Annotated in this window: 17 protein-coding genes and 4 pseudogenes; 5 read left to right on the top strand and 16 right to left on the bottom strand. The window is 33.7% G+C overall.

All coding sequences use genetic code 11. From position 1 onward, the window contains the following. Positions 1-621: 621 nt before the first annotated feature. From BGI23_RS11875 to BGI23_RS11865, 3 genes are all read right to left on the bottom strand, one after another. Complete coding sequence (locus BGI23_RS11875) at positions 622-882, bottom strand: hypothetical protein (RefSeq protein WP_070806023.1); 261 nt, start codon at positions 880-882, stop codon at positions 622-624. Between the two features lie 181 nt (positions 883-1,063). Beyond that, a complete protein-coding gene (locus BGI23_RS11870; RefSeq protein ID WP_070806022.1) occupies positions 1,064-2,416 on the bottom strand; it encodes a DEAD/DEAH box helicase in 1,353 nt (450 codons plus the stop codon). A gap of 73 nt (positions 2,417-2,489) precedes the next feature. Beyond that, positions 2,490-2,759: a hypothetical protein gene (locus BGI23_RS11865; protein ID WP_070806021.1), complete on the bottom strand. Its 270-nt coding sequence runs from the start codon at positions 2,757-2,759 to the stop codon at positions 2,490-2,492. 28 nt (positions 2,760-2,787) lie between these two features. Between BGI23_RS11865 and BGI23_RS11860 the strand changes: the two are divergent. Continuing rightward, a pseudogene (locus BGI23_RS11860) lies at positions 2,788-3,576 on the top strand (hypothetical protein). A gap of 45 nt (positions 3,577-3,621) precedes the next feature. Here BGI23_RS11860 and BGI23_RS11855 read toward each other — a convergent pair. Next, positions 3,622-4,309, bottom strand: a pseudogene (locus tag BGI23_RS11855) (MBL fold metallo-hydrolase). A 129-nt stretch (positions 4,310-4,438) separates the two neighbouring features. Continuing rightward, positions 4,439-4,699: a hypothetical protein gene (locus BGI23_RS11850; RefSeq protein ID WP_000513518.1), complete on the bottom strand. Its 261-nt coding sequence runs from the start codon at positions 4,697-4,699 to the stop codon at positions 4,439-4,441. A 166-nt stretch (positions 4,700-4,865) separates the two neighbouring features. Between BGI23_RS11850 and BGI23_RS28675 the strand changes: the two are divergent. Continuing rightward, positions 4,866-5,176: pseudogene (locus BGI23_RS28675) on the top strand (WXG100 family type VII secretion target); the annotation flags it as partial. 284 nt (positions 5,177-5,460) lie between these two features. Further along, a complete protein-coding gene (locus BGI23_RS11835) occupies positions 5,461-5,889 on the top strand; it encodes an SMI1/KNR4 family protein (protein WP_070806020.1) in 429 nt (142 codons plus the stop codon). Positions 5,890-5,935: 46 nt separating this feature from the next. Here BGI23_RS11835 and BGI23_RS28950 read toward each other — a convergent pair. After that, positions 5,936-6,283 (bottom strand): annotated as a pseudogene (locus tag BGI23_RS28950) (N-acetylmuramoyl-L-alanine amidase C-terminal domain-containing protein); the annotation flags it as partial. A 185-nt stretch (positions 6,284-6,468) separates the two neighbouring features. Here BGI23_RS28950 and BGI23_RS11830 point away from each other — a divergent pair. Continuing rightward, positions 6,469-6,798 (top strand): YkvA family protein, encoded by a 330-nt coding sequence (locus BGI23_RS11830; RefSeq protein ID WP_000415071.1) that lies wholly within the window; start codon positions 6,469-6,471, stop codon positions 6,796-6,798. A 46-nt stretch (positions 6,799-6,844) separates the two neighbouring features. Here BGI23_RS11830 and tdcB read toward each other — a convergent pair whose 3' ends face one another. The 8 genes from tdcB to BGI23_RS11790 form a co-directional block, all read right to left on the bottom strand. Continuing rightward, positions 6,845-7,846 (bottom strand): bifunctional threonine ammonia-lyase/L-serine ammonia-lyase TdcB, encoded by a 1,002-nt coding sequence (gene tdcB / locus BGI23_RS11825; RefSeq protein ID WP_070806019.1) that lies wholly within the window; start codon positions 7,844-7,846, stop codon positions 6,845-6,847. Between the two features lie 86 nt (positions 7,847-7,932). Continuing rightward, a complete protein-coding gene (locus BGI23_RS11820; protein WP_070806018.1) occupies positions 7,933-9,516 on the bottom strand; it encodes an aminotransferase class V-fold PLP-dependent enzyme in 1,584 nt (527 codons plus the stop codon). 70 nt (positions 9,517-9,586) lie between these two features. Further along, on the bottom strand, positions 9,587-10,135 hold the full coding sequence (gene plsY / locus BGI23_RS11815) for a glycerol-3-phosphate 1-O-acyltransferase PlsY (protein WP_000610858.1): 549 nt from the start codon (positions 10,133-10,135) through the stop codon (positions 9,587-9,589). 132 nt (positions 10,136-10,267) lie between these two features. Next, positions 10,268-11,167, bottom strand: coding sequence for a BadF/BadG/BcrA/BcrD ATPase family protein (locus BGI23_RS11810; protein WP_070806017.1), 900 nt, complete (start codon positions 11,165-11,167; stop codon positions 10,268-10,270). A gap of 20 nt (positions 11,168-11,187) precedes the next feature. Beyond that, positions 11,188-12,336, bottom strand: coding sequence for an anhydro-N-acetylmuramic acid kinase AnmK (gene anmK, locus BGI23_RS11805; RefSeq protein WP_070806016.1), 1,149 nt, complete (start codon positions 12,334-12,336; stop codon positions 11,188-11,190). Positions 12,337-12,358: 22 nt separating this feature from the next. After that, a complete protein-coding gene (locus BGI23_RS11800) occupies positions 12,359-12,625 on the bottom strand; it encodes a hypothetical protein (RefSeq protein ID WP_001021970.1) in 267 nt (88 codons plus the stop codon). A 79-nt stretch (positions 12,626-12,704) separates the two neighbouring features. After that, positions 12,705-13,988 (bottom strand): PTS sugar transporter subunit IIC, encoded by a 1,284-nt coding sequence (locus BGI23_RS11795; RefSeq protein ID WP_070806015.1) that lies wholly within the window; start codon positions 13,986-13,988, stop codon positions 12,705-12,707. Between the two features lie 11 nt (positions 13,989-13,999). Then, positions 14,000-14,305, bottom strand: a complete 306-nt coding sequence (locus BGI23_RS11790) for a PTS sugar transporter subunit IIB (protein WP_070806014.1) — start codon at positions 14,303-14,305, stop codon at positions 14,000-14,002. A gap of 227 nt (positions 14,306-14,532) precedes the next feature. Here BGI23_RS11790 and BGI23_RS11785 point away from each other — a divergent pair, with 227 nt between their 5' ends. Then, positions 14,533-16,092 (top strand): glycoside hydrolase family 10-like protein, encoded by a 1,560-nt coding sequence (locus BGI23_RS11785; RefSeq protein WP_070806013.1) that lies wholly within the window; start codon positions 14,533-14,535, stop codon positions 16,090-16,092. A gap of 54 nt (positions 16,093-16,146) precedes the next feature. On the opposite strand, the gene BGI23_RS11780 is transcribed toward BGI23_RS11785, so the two are convergent. Together BGI23_RS11780 and BGI23_RS11775 are read right to left on the bottom strand one after the other, a co-directional pair. Continuing rightward, on the bottom strand, positions 16,147-16,980 hold the full coding sequence (locus tag BGI23_RS11780) for a DUF3974 domain-containing protein (protein WP_000008359.1): 834 nt from the start codon (positions 16,978-16,980) through the stop codon (positions 16,147-16,149). A 24-nt stretch (positions 16,981-17,004) separates the two neighbouring features. Continuing rightward, positions 17,005-18,117, bottom strand: a complete 1,113-nt coding sequence (locus BGI23_RS11775) for a toxic anion resistance protein (protein ID WP_000137416.1) — start codon at positions 18,115-18,117, stop codon at positions 17,005-17,007. Positions 18,118-18,400: the final 283 nt, after the last annotated feature.

Below are 18,400 nucleotides of genomic sequence, written 5' to 3'. Positions count from 1 at the left end.
CTCATTCTTTTTCTACTTTGTTTTACTAATTAGTTGATTAATTTCGCAAACACCATTTATTAAACATTCCATGTTTCTTCACCTCCTGAATATTTTCCAAATAAAAATACATACTATTTTCAAGCCGCCGTGTCCACGGCTAATACTTCTTTCTTTTGTTACAGCAGAAGCAGATAGATTTTTCACTTATCTGCTTTCTCTGTATATTTTTTAGGGAATCGAAAATAATACGAACAAGCTGTTTGAACTAGCAACTTCACTCTTCTCGCAATGGGGATGCAAATTATCACAATTAGCTAACTCATTGAGCTCACTGGCAGACAACCAAAATCGTTGTCTGCTTTTTGTATGAGATTTTTTGTTTTACATATACTACTTTTGAACCTGCAGACCAATACGAGCCATTTTGGTGCTTGGGATTTCCCTTCCTGGGATAAGTATTTTTTTACTTATCCCTTTTTTGTATAGACACGTATATTTATGGCAAAACTAATTACAAGCAGATTTTCTGTTTATGCGTAGTTCTAAATAAGATTACTTTTTCTCCTATTAAAGGACGGCAGGTACGACTGCTAGTCCTTTTTTCTTATTTCGCATACTATCCTATCCCTTTTGTTAACTTCACACTGCATTATCTTCATCGTCGTAGTAAGCAATTTCCCAATAAGGATGGCAGTTGTGCATCTCGAGTTCCCATCGAACAAAACTAACAAAGTTACAAATTTCTTTTACCAAATCGGCCAATTCTTTGTTTGCAAAAGATGTTTTCATATCGTTATACCAATTGATTTTTTCATAATTCGTATCATCATCAGAGGAGCTAGTACGAATTGCTTGCTCTCGATTTTTTCCGATTAAATATTGTCCATACGTAAGTTGCACTTGTTCTTGAATTACGACATGGTTGTAGTACCCTTGTTCTACTGGTTTTGGACTATAAAATTCCCCTTATAAGTTTTAAATACGGTGAATGAAATTTTTGTTTTTTTCTTGCCATCATCCTTGTTGTATACAAACAAAAAAAGAGCCACAATATTTTGCGACTCTTTACAATTATAACTATTTAACGGCCACGTCTTTGCTGCCCTTGCTTTGTACTACCTTTTTTATTACTTGGCTTATTAAATGATCGGTTGTTTTCATTTCTTGAACTATTTCTTGAATCGTTTCTTGTGCGACCTTTAGAACCACTTCTTGAACCTTCACGGCTATCTCTTTGACGATATTCGCCTGATTTCTTCGGAGCCGGCTTTGGTAGCGGTTTTCCATTTTCATCTACACGTTTTATCTTCGGTTGTTCGATTATTTCTCTTTGTATTGGTGCGCCAAGCGTTTTTTCAATTTCTTCTAAATGTTTTTCATCTTTCGCTGCAACAAACGTAATTGCAAGACCTGATCCACCTGCACGTCCTGTTCGGCCAATGCGGTGAATGTAACTCTCTACATCTTCAGGGATATCATAGTTAAATACGTGCGTTACACCATCTACATCAAGTCCACGAGCTGCTACATCCGTTGCGATTAAGTACTGAATTTTAGCTTCGCGGAAACTCTTCATAACTCTTTCACGTTTCGCTTGAGGTATATCACCATGAAGTTCAGCACAATTATAACCTAGTCCTTTTAAATTATCATACAATTTACTTGCTCTAACCTTTGTACGACAGAAAATAACTGCTAAAAATGGCTGATCACGATCCATAACAAAACGAAGTGCATCTGGCTTTGCACGATCTGTCGTCTCAATGACACGCTGCTCAATTGTATTTACCGTTACTTCTTCACTTTGTACTTGAATCATTTGCGGCTCATCCATATAACGTTTCGCCAATTTTTTAATATCTTTTGGCATCGTTGCTGAGAATAACATCGTTTGTTTACTACCAGGTGTCTCATCTAAAATATCTTCAATATCATATAAGAAACCGAAATAAAGCATCTGATCCGCTTCATCTAATACAATCGTTGAAAGATTACTTAAATCAATAGTTTCACGTCGTATATGATCTAATAATCGTCCTGGTGTTGCAACAACAATATGTGTATTACCTTTTAATTTTCTCAATTGTTGTGCTACATCTTGACCACCATAAATTGCTAGAACATTAATATCTTCTCGTTGCACAAGCATTTTTTTAATTTCAGTTGTAATTTGCAGCGCTAGTTCCCTTGTTGGTGCAACAATTAAAGCCTGAACATCGCTACATTCTGGATCGATTTTTTCTAAAATTGGTAACACGAATGCTAACGTTTTACCCGTTCCTGTTTTCGCCTGCCCAATAATATCTTTACCTGACAGTATAACAGGAATTGCCTGTTCTTGAATTGGGGTTGCTTCTGTAATTCCATTTTCACGTAATGTATGATTAAACGTTTCACTAATTCCTAATTCTAAAAAGTTTTTCACATTGACCACTTCTTTTCCTTATTTTTCACATTAGCTTTCATTGTACCATTTGTTTCCCCAAATATGAAAAATAAAAAAATTCTTATCTTCTTTTTTTATATTCATCATGTACTAGTTGGACAAGTTCTTTTTGTTTTTTCTCAGAATTTATTAATGCTTCCATGTTAGTAGAAGACAAAATGAACTTCTTAACTTTTCTATTACTCCAAATTAATTTTGTATACTTTGTATCTTCGTGTAACTTTCGAAACCACTCAAATTCGCTTAATTTGGCAATATGATGTTTTAATTTCATGTCATTTCGAGGATAAAATAAAATGATATCTGCAATTACATCAAACAATAAACTCATCTTCTCCCCCCTATACATATATATTTCAATGTTACGGAAATATAGTTATAGGGTGATAAAATTGACAACTACATTCATAAGGATTTTTTGCATATTTTACTTACTATATTTTCAATCCACCACAATTATAACGGCAAAATCTCAAACAGATGTAATCAGTGAATTCAAACATGCTTTGCTCAAAAATGATAAATAATTAATGCAGTCATATGTAACAGAAGGAGTTAAACTACCTACTTTCCAAAAGGAAAAACCTATTCATGAAATTAAAACCGTACCATCTCCAAAAGAAGATACTACAATTCTTATTTCTTATTTCAAAGGCACTAATGATGAATTTACTATCGGTTTCATTTTGGAAATAGTAACAAAAAACAATAAAATATCTCTCATAAATCAAATTTATGATGGCAATCCACTTATGAAAGAAGCTACTATCGTAAAAGAATATGAAATGAAGTGTAAGGAACATATACTTACTCCTACAAAATTCCCGTTCGAAATTCACGAATTTCAAGGATACATCTATAACGATTACTTAAACCTCCAATACTACAATGAAGATATTAATGGGATTTTTAAAATCACTGTTTCACCAGTTCAAAACAAATTAGATTTCTATGTACATAGGGGCGCTAAGTTCTATAGCTTAAAAAATAATATAAAAGCATTATACAATCCTCATTTCGATTCAGCATATGAGCTCCTATTTCAGAAAAATGGTTTTCAATACACAATTGCAATTGGTAACAAACGCTATATACAAGGAAAATATAACGTAAAGGCTTTAATTCAAATTGCAGAATCTATGAATTAAAAAAAACAATCTTTCTTATATAGAAAAGATCGGTTTTTTATTATTTTATATATTGAATTCCCCTCCATGATAGCAATAATACTTTACAGCTTTAAGGTCTTTAATTCTCTTTAAAGACTCTTCCGCTTTTTCTATATCTAAGCAAAAATCCGGATTAGCTATTACTAACTCACGATTCTCTTGAACAGCCGCATCTCCCGTAATTACAAAATCTAAATTCGGAAAATATAATGAAATATGTCCCGAAGTATGTCCTGGGGTCGCTACTATTTGACATTCACCATTCAAAATCATTTGGCCATCATGTACTTTTTCATCGACGAAAATATGTCTTATATTTTTTAACTGTTGTATAAACCATTTACCAAATTCTTTTTCTTCATTTGGCATACGTTCTAACATTTCTTCTGCTTGAACTAATCTCTCTGATTTTATATCACCATTAATTGTAGTTAGATTCAATTTCACTAGCAATAATATGAACGTGAAGATATTTAACTTGGAAATCATATAAAGATCCTATATGATCGTCATCATAATGAGTAATAATTATATTTTTTAAGTTTTTCAGCTCATACCCATGTTTTAATATTGCATTTTCAATTAAAGGTAAAAAATTTGTATATCCTGTATCGACTAATGTTAATTCATTATGTAATATAATTAAACTTGGAAAAATACATTGTTTTTTCCCGTTAAATTCGAATTCAATTGGTAGTTCTATTATCTTCATTTTGCTTCCCCCATACCGCTTAATAAATGTTTAATAAATTAAATCATCTACATACATTTCTTTCAAATTCACGTTTAATGTGTACATTCTATATAACAAAGAAAAAAGCATCCGTTATGAATGCTTTCCTTATCTTACCTGTTCAACTACATAAATCAACTTGGGCCTATCCGAAACCTGATATGTATAGTCTTTATTTTTATGCATATATGTTTCTATCCTATTTATCACTTTAAACATTCTGTCTGAATTCGCACTGAAACGAGATACTGAATCACATAAAACTATTGACCCTTTCTTGTAAAAGTTTATAATTTCATAAATATCTCGTTCTAAACAAACTTCTCCTACTTGCAAATCCTCTTTCGCTTCATAGTTATAAATTCCCATTCTCATCTTCCCCTCAACTTGTATTTTTTCTTACAACATCCCCTTGTTACATAAATAATACCACGATAAAATTCTAAAACTCAAACTCATCGGCTTCATCTGAGAAAATAAAAAGCCATCACCGAAGTGACTACTTTCAAGAAGATGGGAGAAAAGAGAGGAAAAAATAATTCAAAACAAAGTAACACCTGAAATGCTAGAAGAAATACAGAATCTATAATGAAATAGAGCATTTGTGTTTTCAATGGATTTGAGCCTCTTATCAACTGTGCATTCAAAGGTTTAATGATGCAAGACCAAATGCTTTTACATCTATCAATTCAATTATACAAGTAAGAGCAGATTCGAAACTAAGTGCCGAAAAATTCCGTAATACAGAGATGATCAAGATGTTACAATGATAGAAGATGCAATGTGTGTTCAGAGGAAACAGGATTTGATGATAAAAAATCAGCCAGAGATATAGCGGCTAGAATGGCAGTAGCTGGTCTTACATCCGTCGAGAAACTCGCACCAACAGTGACTATCGGGTCATGAAAAGGATTATCTCACACCATAATTTCTAATGCACAGAATTACGCGGTGGGCGTTTAAGCTTAGGTAATCGAAAATGGAGTTCTGCTTTACAAGATGAATTAAAAAATCTTCTATCTGCTTTTGAACACGCAGGATTTTCTAAAGAAAACATTTCAGAAACTTTAGAACAACAATATAAAATGCTTGATAAACTTAAAGTAAAGTTAAGAAAGGATTGATTATTAATGAATATTCTAGAAAAATTAAATAAGGCCTTCACATTAGAAGCTTATGAATCACCAGCGAGTAAAGAGGCTATTCAAAAATTACAAAAGTTCTCATCAATAGATGTGCCATTAGATTATTTAGAAGTAATTCAACAATGTACAAATGCAGAGATTAATGTAAAAAATGAAATTTACATACGTATTTGGGGCCCTATTGATTGCATAGAGATGAATGAAGCACATGATATTCAAAAATATATACCAAATTCACTAGCAATTGGTGATGATGAAGGTGGAATGGCATTACTATATATAGATGGAAAAGAAGGATTCGGATTATATACAGTGGGTTTTGGAAATTTAGATATTGAAGAGACCATTAAAATAGCCCCTTCATTAAAAGTGCTTTTAATAGATTGCGTCGGAGTCGAGGAATTGTTGTCATAGTTAAAAGAATAACAGTCGACGTATTGATATTGAGTTAATACTCATACTACCAATCTCTACAATCAAGATGCTCCTCCAACTTATTTAAATTGAGCATCTGAAGTTGGATCAGAAGTAAAATATGTTAATCCATCAAGTTGTAAAATGAAATCAGCTGCCATTTTTAACGATGTTATGCTCCCCTAATATCTTCAATGTACTCACTTAAAAAACTCCTAATTGGATTATATATTGTTTAGCTACTTCTATTTGCTCTTGTGCTGCTCTAGTTAAGCAAGACAGTGACTTATTTCCCTATAAGTAAATTAAGGTCATATTTCCCGATACCAGGTACATCTCCTGTTTCTGTGTATTGCCAAATATCACAAGAGTATGCTGATTTATTACCGCCGTATCACGAACACATACCACGTAACAAAACACTGAGAATCGTTACATACCCAACATTCTATTATTTTGAACAGGTAATTCCCTATTTTCATGGAAATATACAATAAGAAAAACAATAAAATTGATTATTTCCTCACTTCTTTGTCTATCCTTTTAAAAAATCTATGTTTTTGTAAAAGGAGTGTTTATATGGAGAAACAGACACTTTGGAAAAAATTCAAGAAAAGCTCAGCAAATCTCGGTAAATCTAGCGTATATGAAAGTATTATTTTATATTACATAATGAGAAAAAAAGGATTACCTACTAAAGCGAAGTTCATCATATTAGCCGCTTTATCTTATTACGTATTAACAATCGATTTCATTCCAGATATAGCTGCTATTATTGGGATTGGCTTATTAGATGATGTTTTGGCGATCGCTGTAGCTCATAAATACGTGATGCGCCATGCAGACGCTGAAATTCGAGAAAAGAGCAAAGTAAAAATGGAGTCATTATTTACTCCCGCACAAACATAATGAAAAAGGAGCTAATATAATTTCACTTAGCTCCTTTTTCATAAAACTATTTCACTTCATTCGCTACAAAAAATTGCTCACAAACACTCGAAATACGCTGTAAGTCTACGTTCCCACCAGATATAACCGCTACTACTTTTTTCCCTTTAATATATGTATCCACTTTCCCTGAAAGTAGAGCAGCAGTAGCTAAAGCACCTGCACCTTCTACAACAGCTTTCCCACGCTGTAATAAGTCTTTCATCGCTACTTCCAGCTCTTTTTCTGATACTGTTACAATATCATCTACTAATTCTTTTACAACTTCAAAAGTTAAATTGCCTGGTATTTTTACTGCGCAACCATCTGCTATCGTAGGTGCCTCATAATGTTCTATAATTGTACCTTTGTCATAAGATGCCTTCATCCCATGAACATTTTCTGCTTGGACACCAATTATATGAATCGACGGATTAAAAGATTTTAATGCAACAGCAATTCCAGAAATAATTCCTCCTCCACCAATTGGTACAATGACCGTATCAACATCCCACATATCATCAAGAATATCTAATCCTATTGTACCTTGACCAGCCATTACTTCTACATCGTCATATGGATGTAAGTATGTTTCACCTGTTTCTCTAATAATCTCCTCACATTTTGCCTTCGCATCATCAAAGGTTTCACCATGTAAAACCACTTCAGATCCATATCCTCTCGTTGCATCAACTTTCGCTTGAGGGGCAGAAATCGGCATTACAATTTTACTTTTAATACCGAGTAAATGAGCAGATAAAGCAATTCCTTGCGCATGATTACCAGCAGAACAAGCAATTACTCCTCTCTCTTTTTCTTGATCTGTCAGCTGTGACATTTTATTAAACGCACCACGGAATTTAAACGAACCTGTTAATTGCATATTTTCTAATTTCAAGTGAATTTCTCCACCCGTTTTACTAGTCAAATAAAATGATTTTACTAATGGAGTTTTACGAGCATTTCTATCCAGAATGCTTTGAGCTTTTTTAATATCGTCTATATGTAATGGTAGTTTTTTAGTTATCATACTAACACCTCTTCCAATGTTCTATTCCTAAGTTTTCGTATGTAGCAACTCCTTTATACGAAACCATCTATATTAAGAAAAAGTCTTTATATATGTACCTCACTCTGTAATACAAACATTTGTAAACAATTCAACATCCTTTTCATATCACGTTCTTTGTAATGATTTAGGCATGCAATTTGGATCCAGTTATTCTTTTGTAAATACGCTGATTCATAATGGACAATATATCCTTGTAATGCTAACTCATCACCTATCGTTTTAGAGGACTGGCCTTCGCTTAATTGAATCGTAAGTATAATTGGCGCGGCATGTTCTTTAGGTGAAACAAGGTTTAATCCTATAGTCGTAATAGCTTCTTCCATATAATCATATGTCTCTTTTATTTTTACAAATGCTGTTTCATCTTCAAATCTCTTCAATGCTTCTTGCAAAGCATTAATTAAATTCCATGAATGAGAATATGGAATACTTTCATTTTCTTCGTACATGCCAATGTCCATATAGGCCGGTACTGCTTCATTTATTTTTACAATATGGTTATGAAAAACAAAAGATAATCCTGTATATGATTTAATCGCTTTTCCACTAACACCGCTTGCAAAATATATATCCTTTAAATCTATTGGTATTGCTCCAATCGAACTGATACAATCTACACATAGTTTCAGTTGATACTTGTTACTTAGAGCATTTAGCTCGTCTAAATCATTTAACATTCCAATTGATGTTTCATGGTGAACAAACCAAAGCCATTCATAATTTCCACTTTCCATTACTTTTTCTAATTCTGCATAAAGAAATGGTTCCCCCATTTCTTTTTTATACGTATCAAAATGTAATTGCGCGCGTGTTGCATGCCCGACTAATCTATTACCAAATTCCCCATTTGTTAATACGAGCCCCTTTCCTTTTAAAGAACGTAACTGTAAAGCAATGGCATCATTCGCTAATGTCCCTGTTCCTAACATGATTTGCACACGTTTTGCTTTTGTCATTTGAAGTAATCGTTTCTTTACATTATCCATCGTCACTTGAAATGACTTAGAACGGTGTGAAATAGGCTTAGTAGAAAATGCCTTTCGAACATTCTCTTCAATATCTACTGGGCCGGGTAAAAACGTATACTCTTTCGTCATAATTCCCCCAACACTCGACGCTTCAAACATAGCAGGGGTAACATACATTGGCTGGAATGCTGCTGCTTCTGTACCAACTAACGAATGGAAAGATTTGAATCCCATTTGCTCATATAAAGGTAGTTCACGTGTTGTTGCAGAAATGAGTGCCAATTCATATCCATTTAGAAGCAAATAACGATGTAAAAAGCGAATTAAACCTAATAACGCTCTTCCATTTCGATATGCACTTTCTACTGAAAGTAAACGAATTTCATATACGTTTTCTCCATGTTCTTGCAAATAAAAATCTAGATTTGAAATTTTATAATCTAACGAGAATGGTCGTTTTCCTCGCAACGCAACCATACCTACTAACTTATCGTCATCCAAACAAATTAAATATGTATTTTCTTCATGAAAACGATCTATACGAACACGATCTTTCGTTTCTTCATGTTGCGGAATTTCTTCTACAAATGTTTTATAATTCAATTTATGAATACTTTCAAATTCCCAAACTTGATCAGCAACTTTATAAATTAACCCCATGCCCTATCTCCTTTATCTATTTAATAAAAAATGATAAGTGGAGATTAACCCCACTTATTAAATGTTTATTTCATTCGCGATTTACATATAAAATAAGTACAATGATGAGTGCACTTAAAATAGTCGTAACAATTGAGTAAGAATACAAAATCATGCAAAGTGGTAAACAAGCAATTGTAATTAGTCCTGGCTTCGTAAATCCTTTAAAGATTAAATAAAATATAATGAAAACTGCAACGAGGGTAAGCGCTATCAAATAATCAAATGCGATTAGTCCTCCGATAAATGTTGAAATACCTTTACCGCCCTTACCTTTAAATAAAACTGGATAAATATGTCCAATTATTACAGCCAATAATGTTAGCATTACGAATGTAGAATCTTCAAAAAGGTATTTTGCAATAGAAACTACGATTGCCCCTTTGATCGCATCACCTAAAAATGTAGCAACGAAATACCCTTTTCCATATACGCGCCCCATGTTTCTTGCGCCAGGATTACCACTTCCTTCATCACGAATATCAACGTTATGTCTCCATTTCGTTACTATATAAGCGGTCAATATGTTTCCAAATAAATAAGAAGCGACCAAATACAAAAATTGCATACTATTAATCATGTAATCATTCACTTTCTACGTAGGAGTACTTATACAATATTCAAGAACTATGTATATTGTACGTTTCTATCCACATCCCTTTATACATTTTAACATCATATATTTACAAATCATACAAAAATTCTCATACAGCTATTTTTTAAAATATGTATTTTTCATTAAATAATATGTTCCTTTCACTGCAGATTGTGATTGTGATGTAAATGTAACTTTTCCTATGCTTTTCTCACAGCATTTCTTAAATTCATCATATATTTCAGGAACGAAACGCAATATGCTACCACTTACTGCAATGGAAGCTGATAAATCAAACTGCATCTTGTTATAAACATCTATTGTAATCCTTGCTAATTCCTTTCCAGCTTGCATCATAATTTCATGTGCAGCATCATTCCCATTTCTAGCTTCCCGAATAACTAATGGTGCGATTGCTGCAACTTTATCTTTTGAAGAACTATAAACTAGTCTTTTTATATGAGACGATGTTAATAATTGAAACTCATCTTGAATCCTTAAGCTTAATGGACAAAGTGTAACGCCTTGATCAAATTGATTTGCCATTCTCTTTAAACCTTGTAATGCAATCCAATATCCGCTTCCTTCATCTCCTAAAATATGTCCCCATCCACCGCTATACTCATGTACTTCTCCTTTTCTCCCTAGACAAATCGCACCTGTGCCACCAATCGTTAAAATTCCATCCTTTCCTTCTAAAGCGGCTGCATGTGCTATCATTGCGTCATTAAAAACTTCAATTTGTATTCCATACTTCTTTTTTAGACGTAATGTTAATTCATTTATATTTGCTCCACTTATACCTGCTAATCCTAAACAAATACACACACAATGCTCTTTCACTACACTTATCTGGCAATGATCAATCGCTTCCATAATATGCACAAGAGCTTCTTCAAAATCTATTAATATGTTTCCAAATCCACTATTAGCTCTTACAAGTTCATTTCCGTCTTTATCAAATGCAATTGCTTCTGTCTTCGTTCCCCCGCCATCTATTCCAATCATATACTTCATATACGTTCTCCTCATTTTCTTCATATTGAAGGGTACGTTACATTCCCTAAAACTACAGATTTCTTTGCACCTGTTGCGCTCGGCACGTTACTCGGATTACGATGATATGTTTCATTTGCTAAAATTGCAAAGGCAATAGCTTCTTTCGCCTCTGAAGAATAGCCTATATCTTCTTGAATGAATATTGCGCAGTTTTCATCCTTCAATCCATTTCGCAACATTTCAACAAGTGTGCTATTATAACTGCCACCACCGCCTAATATCACCTCATCGATTTCATAATACGGCAAGATAAACTTCTTATAATGATGAACAATTGAATTTGCAGTAAACATCGTGACAGTCGTCAATATATTTTCTTTACTATGCTTTTCAAACCGCTTCAATAATTCACTTGCAAATTTTTCTCCAAACTGTTCTCTACCTGCTGATTTCGGTGGATTCATTTTCAAAAATGGATGACTGATACAATATGTCAAAATTTCATCTACAACTCTACCCTGTTTTGCAATTTCACCATTTTGATCATATGGCAACTGAAATAACCTTTGACATACTTCATCAATTATCATATTCCCTGGACCAGTATCAAAAGCTATAACGTTCTGATCACTTTTTTGACTTGGTATTACGGTAACATTACCAATCCCGCCGATATTTTGTAGTAGTCTATTTTTACTTGGATCACGATACAAAATAACCTCTGAATATGGCACAAGTGGTGCACCTTGTCCTCCTGCTGCCATGTCCATCGTTCGAAAATTTGAGATAACCGTCGTGTTCGTGTTATATGCTATTACTGCAGGCTCCCCAATTTGTAATGTGGAAGCTATCATATTCCCTTCTGGCTTTGGCTGATGATAAATCGTTTGTCCGTGAGAACCTATCAAATCTAATTGTTCCAAAGAAAAATTGGCCTCTTTACAAACTTCTTTTACAGCGTTGGCGAAACATAAACCTAACTTAAAATTCAAACTACATATGAGTTGGACATTTGAATTTTCTATTGATAATGCTTGTTGTATTTCACTTTTTATATCATTACGAAATGGAACTGTAGTAAAATGGATGAGTTTAACCTTAGAATCTACACCACTCCCTTCTATACGAACGAGCGCTACATCTATTCCATCTAATGACGTACCGGACATTACACCTGCAATATACATAACATGCGTGACCTCCTATTTATTAAAAAACAATCATGTAAGTTACAAACGTACAACCGATCGAAAAGAATATAAATCTAAAAAACAACTGAGCTTTCGATGCAAACGATCCATCAATGAAAGAAACAACTACTGTAAGCAAAATGCTTGCCGCAATGCTTGTAACAAGCCATATACTATGCATTTGTGATAGATGTAGCATTCTTAATAAAGGCACAAAAAGTAAATTCGCACATATCACTCCAAATAATAATAAAAATACACCTTTATAACTAAATTTTATATTCATTCCATTTCATCCTCTCTGGACTTCATGTGAAAGAAGTGATAGGCAAAATACCTATCACTCATAAATTAAAGCATAAAGATTATGGATTAACAGATTCGCCTTCACCACTCTTCTCAATTTCAAGCATATTTTTGTCGTACATTTTAAAGAATGGTAAATATATAAGGAACGATATTGCTATATTTATAAAAACTAATACAATCGCACGCCAATCCCCACCTGTTGCTAAATAAGCACCAATTGGAGCAGGTAATGTCCATGGCGGCATAATATGCGTTGGTGTTACAAATCCCATTGCAGTTGCAGAATATGCAACAGTTGCCGTTACAAGTGGTGTAATGATAAATGGGATAATTAAAATTGGATTTAGTACAATCGGTAATCCGAATATGACTGGCTCATTTATATTAAAAATACCCGGAACAATACAGGTTCTTGATAATGCTTTCGAATATTTTGATCGACCAAATACAATCATAGCTAATACAAGCCCTAATGTCGCACCAGAACCGCCAATCCATATAAACCATTGATATAACGGCTCTGGTGAAATAAATGGCAACTGATCTGCTCCACTAGCAACTGCTTCTCCATTTTTCCCTAGATATACTTCCCATAATGGCCGAGCAACAGTTCCAACAACCGACACACCATGGATTCCGAATGACCAAAAAAACGTAATTAAAAACACTGGAATCATTACACCGAAGTAACTATCGCCAGCTTTTACTAATGGTGCTGCTAGTTTATCAACAACATGGTGTAAATCAATGCTAAAAACGACAGTTACTAGACTCATTATAATAATAACGAATGCAGCAGGTATAAGTGCTTCAAACGAACGCGACACAGATGGCGGTACTTGTTCTGGCATTTTAATCATTACATTTTTCTTCTTACAAAACCTTAAAATCTCTACGGATAAAATAGAAACAATCATCGTCACGAATAATCCATGACCTCCGAGATTTGTCATCGGAAGCATAAATCCTTTTTTATCAATTAACTCAGGAGTTAATGTTAATAGCAGTGAACATACTGCAAGCTGTGCTCCTGATAAAGCATCTAGTTTATAACTTTTCGCCAAATTATATCCTATTCCAAATGCTATATATAAAGACATAATAAACATCGTTAACCGATATGGTATTAATATACTTGTTTGATTCTTTAATGCCCAAACGGATATGAAACTATCTTTCGGTAAAGGTGGAAATGCTATGATTAAAAAGAAACTTCCTACGATGATAAATGGTAATGCTGAAATCACTCCATCACGGATTGCTTGTAAATGTCTCTGTTCAGAAAGTCTTGCCATCGGTCCAGATAAGTTTTTATCGAGAAACGTGACAAACTTATTCATAACGGTTCCCCCTAACGAATTAAATCATTTACAGTCTTTAATAAAGTCGGTCCACCAAGAGGTGTATATGCTTGCGGCGGTATAATACCGCACGGGATAGATTCCTCTTCTGCGAATTTTTTAACAGAATCAAATCGATGTCTAACTTGAGGTGCAACCATTACAACGTCCCAGCCATTCTTTACTTCTTCCTCTACCTCATTTGTTCCAATCGCATGCACTTCCATGTTCATACCCTTTTTCTCCGCCTCCCTTTTTAAAGCGTTTACAACAATTGCGCTGGACATTCCTCCAGAACAAACGAACAAAACCTTCATTTATGAATCCTCCTATACTTATAATTTATTCCCCTTCAAATGAAAGGAAGTTTCACTTTACTAACAAGCATATGAAGTAGTAAATGAATTTAGTTATACTGAAAGTAAATTTCATTAAAAATATTTTTCCTATTAAATTAATGTTTCAATATACAATTTTCTCTATTGCAAGGCCAACCTTGCCTCGTATATTATCTTAGATAATCATATGATAAGGAGGCGTATACATGATCGTTAAACGTTTATTTATGATATGTTGCATCGTCATCTTGTTCATCCCTTTCTCTTTCATTTCCCCTCACCTTACTTATGCTGAAGTAACTACTACGTACAAAAAACACGAATTACGTGCTGTATGGATCGCATCTGTTCTTAATATTGATTGGCCCTCAAAAACTGGCTTACCAATTGAAAATCAAAAACAAGAATTTATTAAATTATTAGACGATGTAAAAAACACTGGTATGAATGCAGTCATTGTACAAATAAAACCAACTGCTGATGCCTTTTATCCTTCCAATTACGGCCCTTGGTCTGAATATATTACCGGTACACAAGGAAAAGATCCCGGATACGACCCACTAGCATTTATGATTGAAGAAGCACATAAAAGAAATATAGAATTTCACGCATGGATTAATCCATACCGAATAACAATGAATCACACTGATATAAATCGATTATCAAATAATCACCCTGCAAGACAGCACCCGGATTGGGTTGTACCTTATGGCGGAAAATTATATTACAACCCCGGTATTCCAGAAGTAAAAAAGTTTATAACTGAAGGTGCTTTAGAAATCGTACAAAATTACGATGTTGATGCATTACATATGGATGATTATTTTTATCCATATAAAGTGGTGGGTGAACAATTCCCCGATCAAAAAACGTACGAATTATATAATAACGGTAGATTTACAAATATAGAAGATTGGCGACGTGACAATGTAAATGAACTTGTAAGAGATTTAAATACTGCTATTAAACAAGAAAAGTCATATGTGAAATTTGGCATAAGCCCATTTGGCGTATGGCGAAATATAGCTGATGATCCGACTGGCTCTAACACAACTGCCGGCCAAAGAAACTTTGATGATCTTTATGCTGATACACGTGAGTGGATACAAAAAGGTTACATTGACTACATCACACCGCAAATATATTGGAATATAGGTTTCACTCCTGCTGCGTATGACATATTAGTAGATTGGTGGGTAAAAGAAACAAATAATAAACCGATCCACCTATACATCGGTCAGGCGGCCTATAAAATTAATAATAATTCTGTCCCAGCTTGGTCTAATCCAGAAGAATATCCAAGACAAATTGAATTAAATCGGTTATATCCTGAAATAAAAGGTAGTATGCATTTTAGCTTGAAAGATATTAATAACAATCCACTAGGAATTAAAGATAGACTCTCAAAAGACATATATAAATATCCTGCATTAATCCCCTCTATGCCTTGGCTTGATCATGATCCACCAAAACAACCGACTTTAAAAGGTGCAATTCCAAGAGATGAAGGTATTGCTGTAGGTATCATTGATAATAGAGAGAATGATTCTGCTTATTACGCTATTTACCGCGTGAATGGAAAAAGTGAAGTGAATATAGAAAATCCGAAAAATTTACTTACTACTGTAAGAAAGACAAAGCCTGGAGAAATTTATGTAGATAAAACGGCTATCCCTGGAGAAACATATACGTATGTAGTAACTGCGGTTGATCGATTGCATAATGAAAGTGTTGCATCTAGTCATACTACCGTTACAGCAAAATAACAGGTAATAAAAAACGCCTTAAAGCTAAGTATTTATAGCTTTAAGGCGCCTTTTTTATTTATTCTTAAACTTCTCAGTCGCTGCTCTCATCTTCACATTCAAATCGTGATCAATCGAGTCACGAATATCTCGCTCTACTTCTTCCATTTCTTTTTGGAAATTTTGCAAGTAGATTTTTAATTCTTCTTCTTTTTCTGGCCGTTGTGAAGGTGGTAATTGTACGACTAACGATAGCATCGCTATTAAATCTTTCATTAAGAACGTTTCAAGTTTATGTTGCTGTTCAAACATACGCTGCTCTTGATAATATGGCAAAGCATTTAATACTGAAATTGTAATATCATCAACCGTTCGTTGTAATGAAGGATTTATTGAGCGTTTATACGCTTGAATTGTATTTAATGCATCTGGATATCGATCATAAAAATACAATTTATAAAACGATAAATCTGTCGGTTTTACTGTTTGCTGCGTTTCTTGTCTTAAAAAATCTTTTACTTTCATCGCTGCTACATCAATATCTTCATTAGTAAGCTTTTTCGTCGTTTTTGCCATTACATGTACTTTTTTCTGTTTTTCTTTCGGTAACATTGAGAATACTTGCTCTCTCGTACGTTGACCTGATGCACAGAAAAGCGTATTTAATATATGTTGTTCTTTTTTTCCTTCCGTACGAATCCAACGATAAAAGAGTGGATGTTGTGTAAATTCTTGTAGAAACGGTAATGATTTATTCGATAACTTATCTAAAGAATCGTGTGCTCTTTTATATGGCTTCGTCCACGAAAAATACAGTTTACGTCCGAAATATACAACTAAAACAACGACAGTAAATGCGATTAAAAACAATGTACCGAGTAGTAATAATACAGTTTGAATAAAACTCATTTTTTCACCTCCTCTAAAAGTCTGCTATTTTCTTGGGCGCTGAATGAGTTTTTGTTTCATTTCATCATTAAATGTGTCTAGTTCAATAACAAACTTCTTACTTGACTCGATAATACGTTCTGACGATTTTTCAGAAGCTTCAATTGCAGCAAATACGTTTTGGAATGATTCACGTAATTTATCCATGCTAATTGCAGGATTTTCAAGTAATTTCGTTGTTTCTTCTGTATTTTGTTTTAATGCCTGAGAATTACTTAATACCATAGACTCAATTGCTTCATTTGTTGCATTCACTGCATCAATTGTTTTACGCTGATTTGTTAATGCTAACTGGATAGCAGCAGAAACTGTTACAACGTTTTGCGTCATCGTAATTGCATTACGAATTGCCTCTGTTAACTTTTCATTATTTTTCTTAATAATGTCTACTGATGCGATAGATTGTAATAACACACTTTTCGCTTGCTGCATATTGCGCGTACGCACTAAAATCTTTTCTAATGCATCATTAATTAATGGAATATCCCTTTGACGTTCTGGATTTTGTTTCTCAGCTTCCAGCATGCCAGCAAGTTTTTTCCCTAAGTATACTTGCTTATCAAGCGCGTGAATTTTATCGTGTGATTGCTCTTTAAGCATTTCAAGACCGACTGTATCTTCTTGTAAATTATCACGACCAATTAGAAGCGATCTTATAATCTCCTCAATTTGCTTATCTATAGATTGATATTTATGCACGTATGTTTCAAGTGGATTTTTCTTGAATACTTTAAACATAATTTTTTTCATACCACTTGCTTTTAATGAATTCGGATCAAGCTCTGATACCACTTTTCGTAACTCTAACAATGTATTTGGAATTTCTTCGTTCTTTCCATTCATCATCGCTGTGACAGGACGTTTTAATGCTGATAACGTTTGTCCTGCTGCTTGTTGCTCTTTATCCCCTAAATCTCCTAGCTGAGACAATACTTTTGATAAATCTGTATTTTGCTCGCTATTTAACTTTTGTACATAAAGATCAGCTTCTTTATTCAGTTCCTCTAATTCTTCATCTTTTATAACTGTATCCACTACTACTTCTACATTATTATCTTTCACAACCGATACAGGTTCTTTTTTCTCGAGTTCAGTCAACAAAATCGCTCCTTTATTTATATGTGCGAATTTATATGCACTATATTTCATCTATTATATCGTATTTCATATGCATTCTGACTGCTTGAAATCGATTTTTTTAGAAATGTCTGTTTATGCAGTCATTCCCTGTTTCTTACTATAAGTATACCTGTAATCAACATAATTTTCCTCAGACTTAAGACCTAGAGAACCACATGCTGAAGGCCGATTCTTCGTATGTTATATAAATTATGTTCTTCCTATCCTTCTGTACTCAATATTTTGACATACACCTTTTACA

Origin of the sequence: Bacillus sp. ABP14 (assembly GCF_001831375.1) — a bacterium.
In the GTDB taxonomy this organism is placed as follows: domain Bacteria; phylum Bacillota; class Bacilli; order Bacillales; family Bacillaceae_G; genus Bacillus_A; species Bacillus_A paranthracis.
Note: the sequence above shows the minus strand (reverse complement) of the source record. Positions and strands in the feature narration are given on the sequence as shown.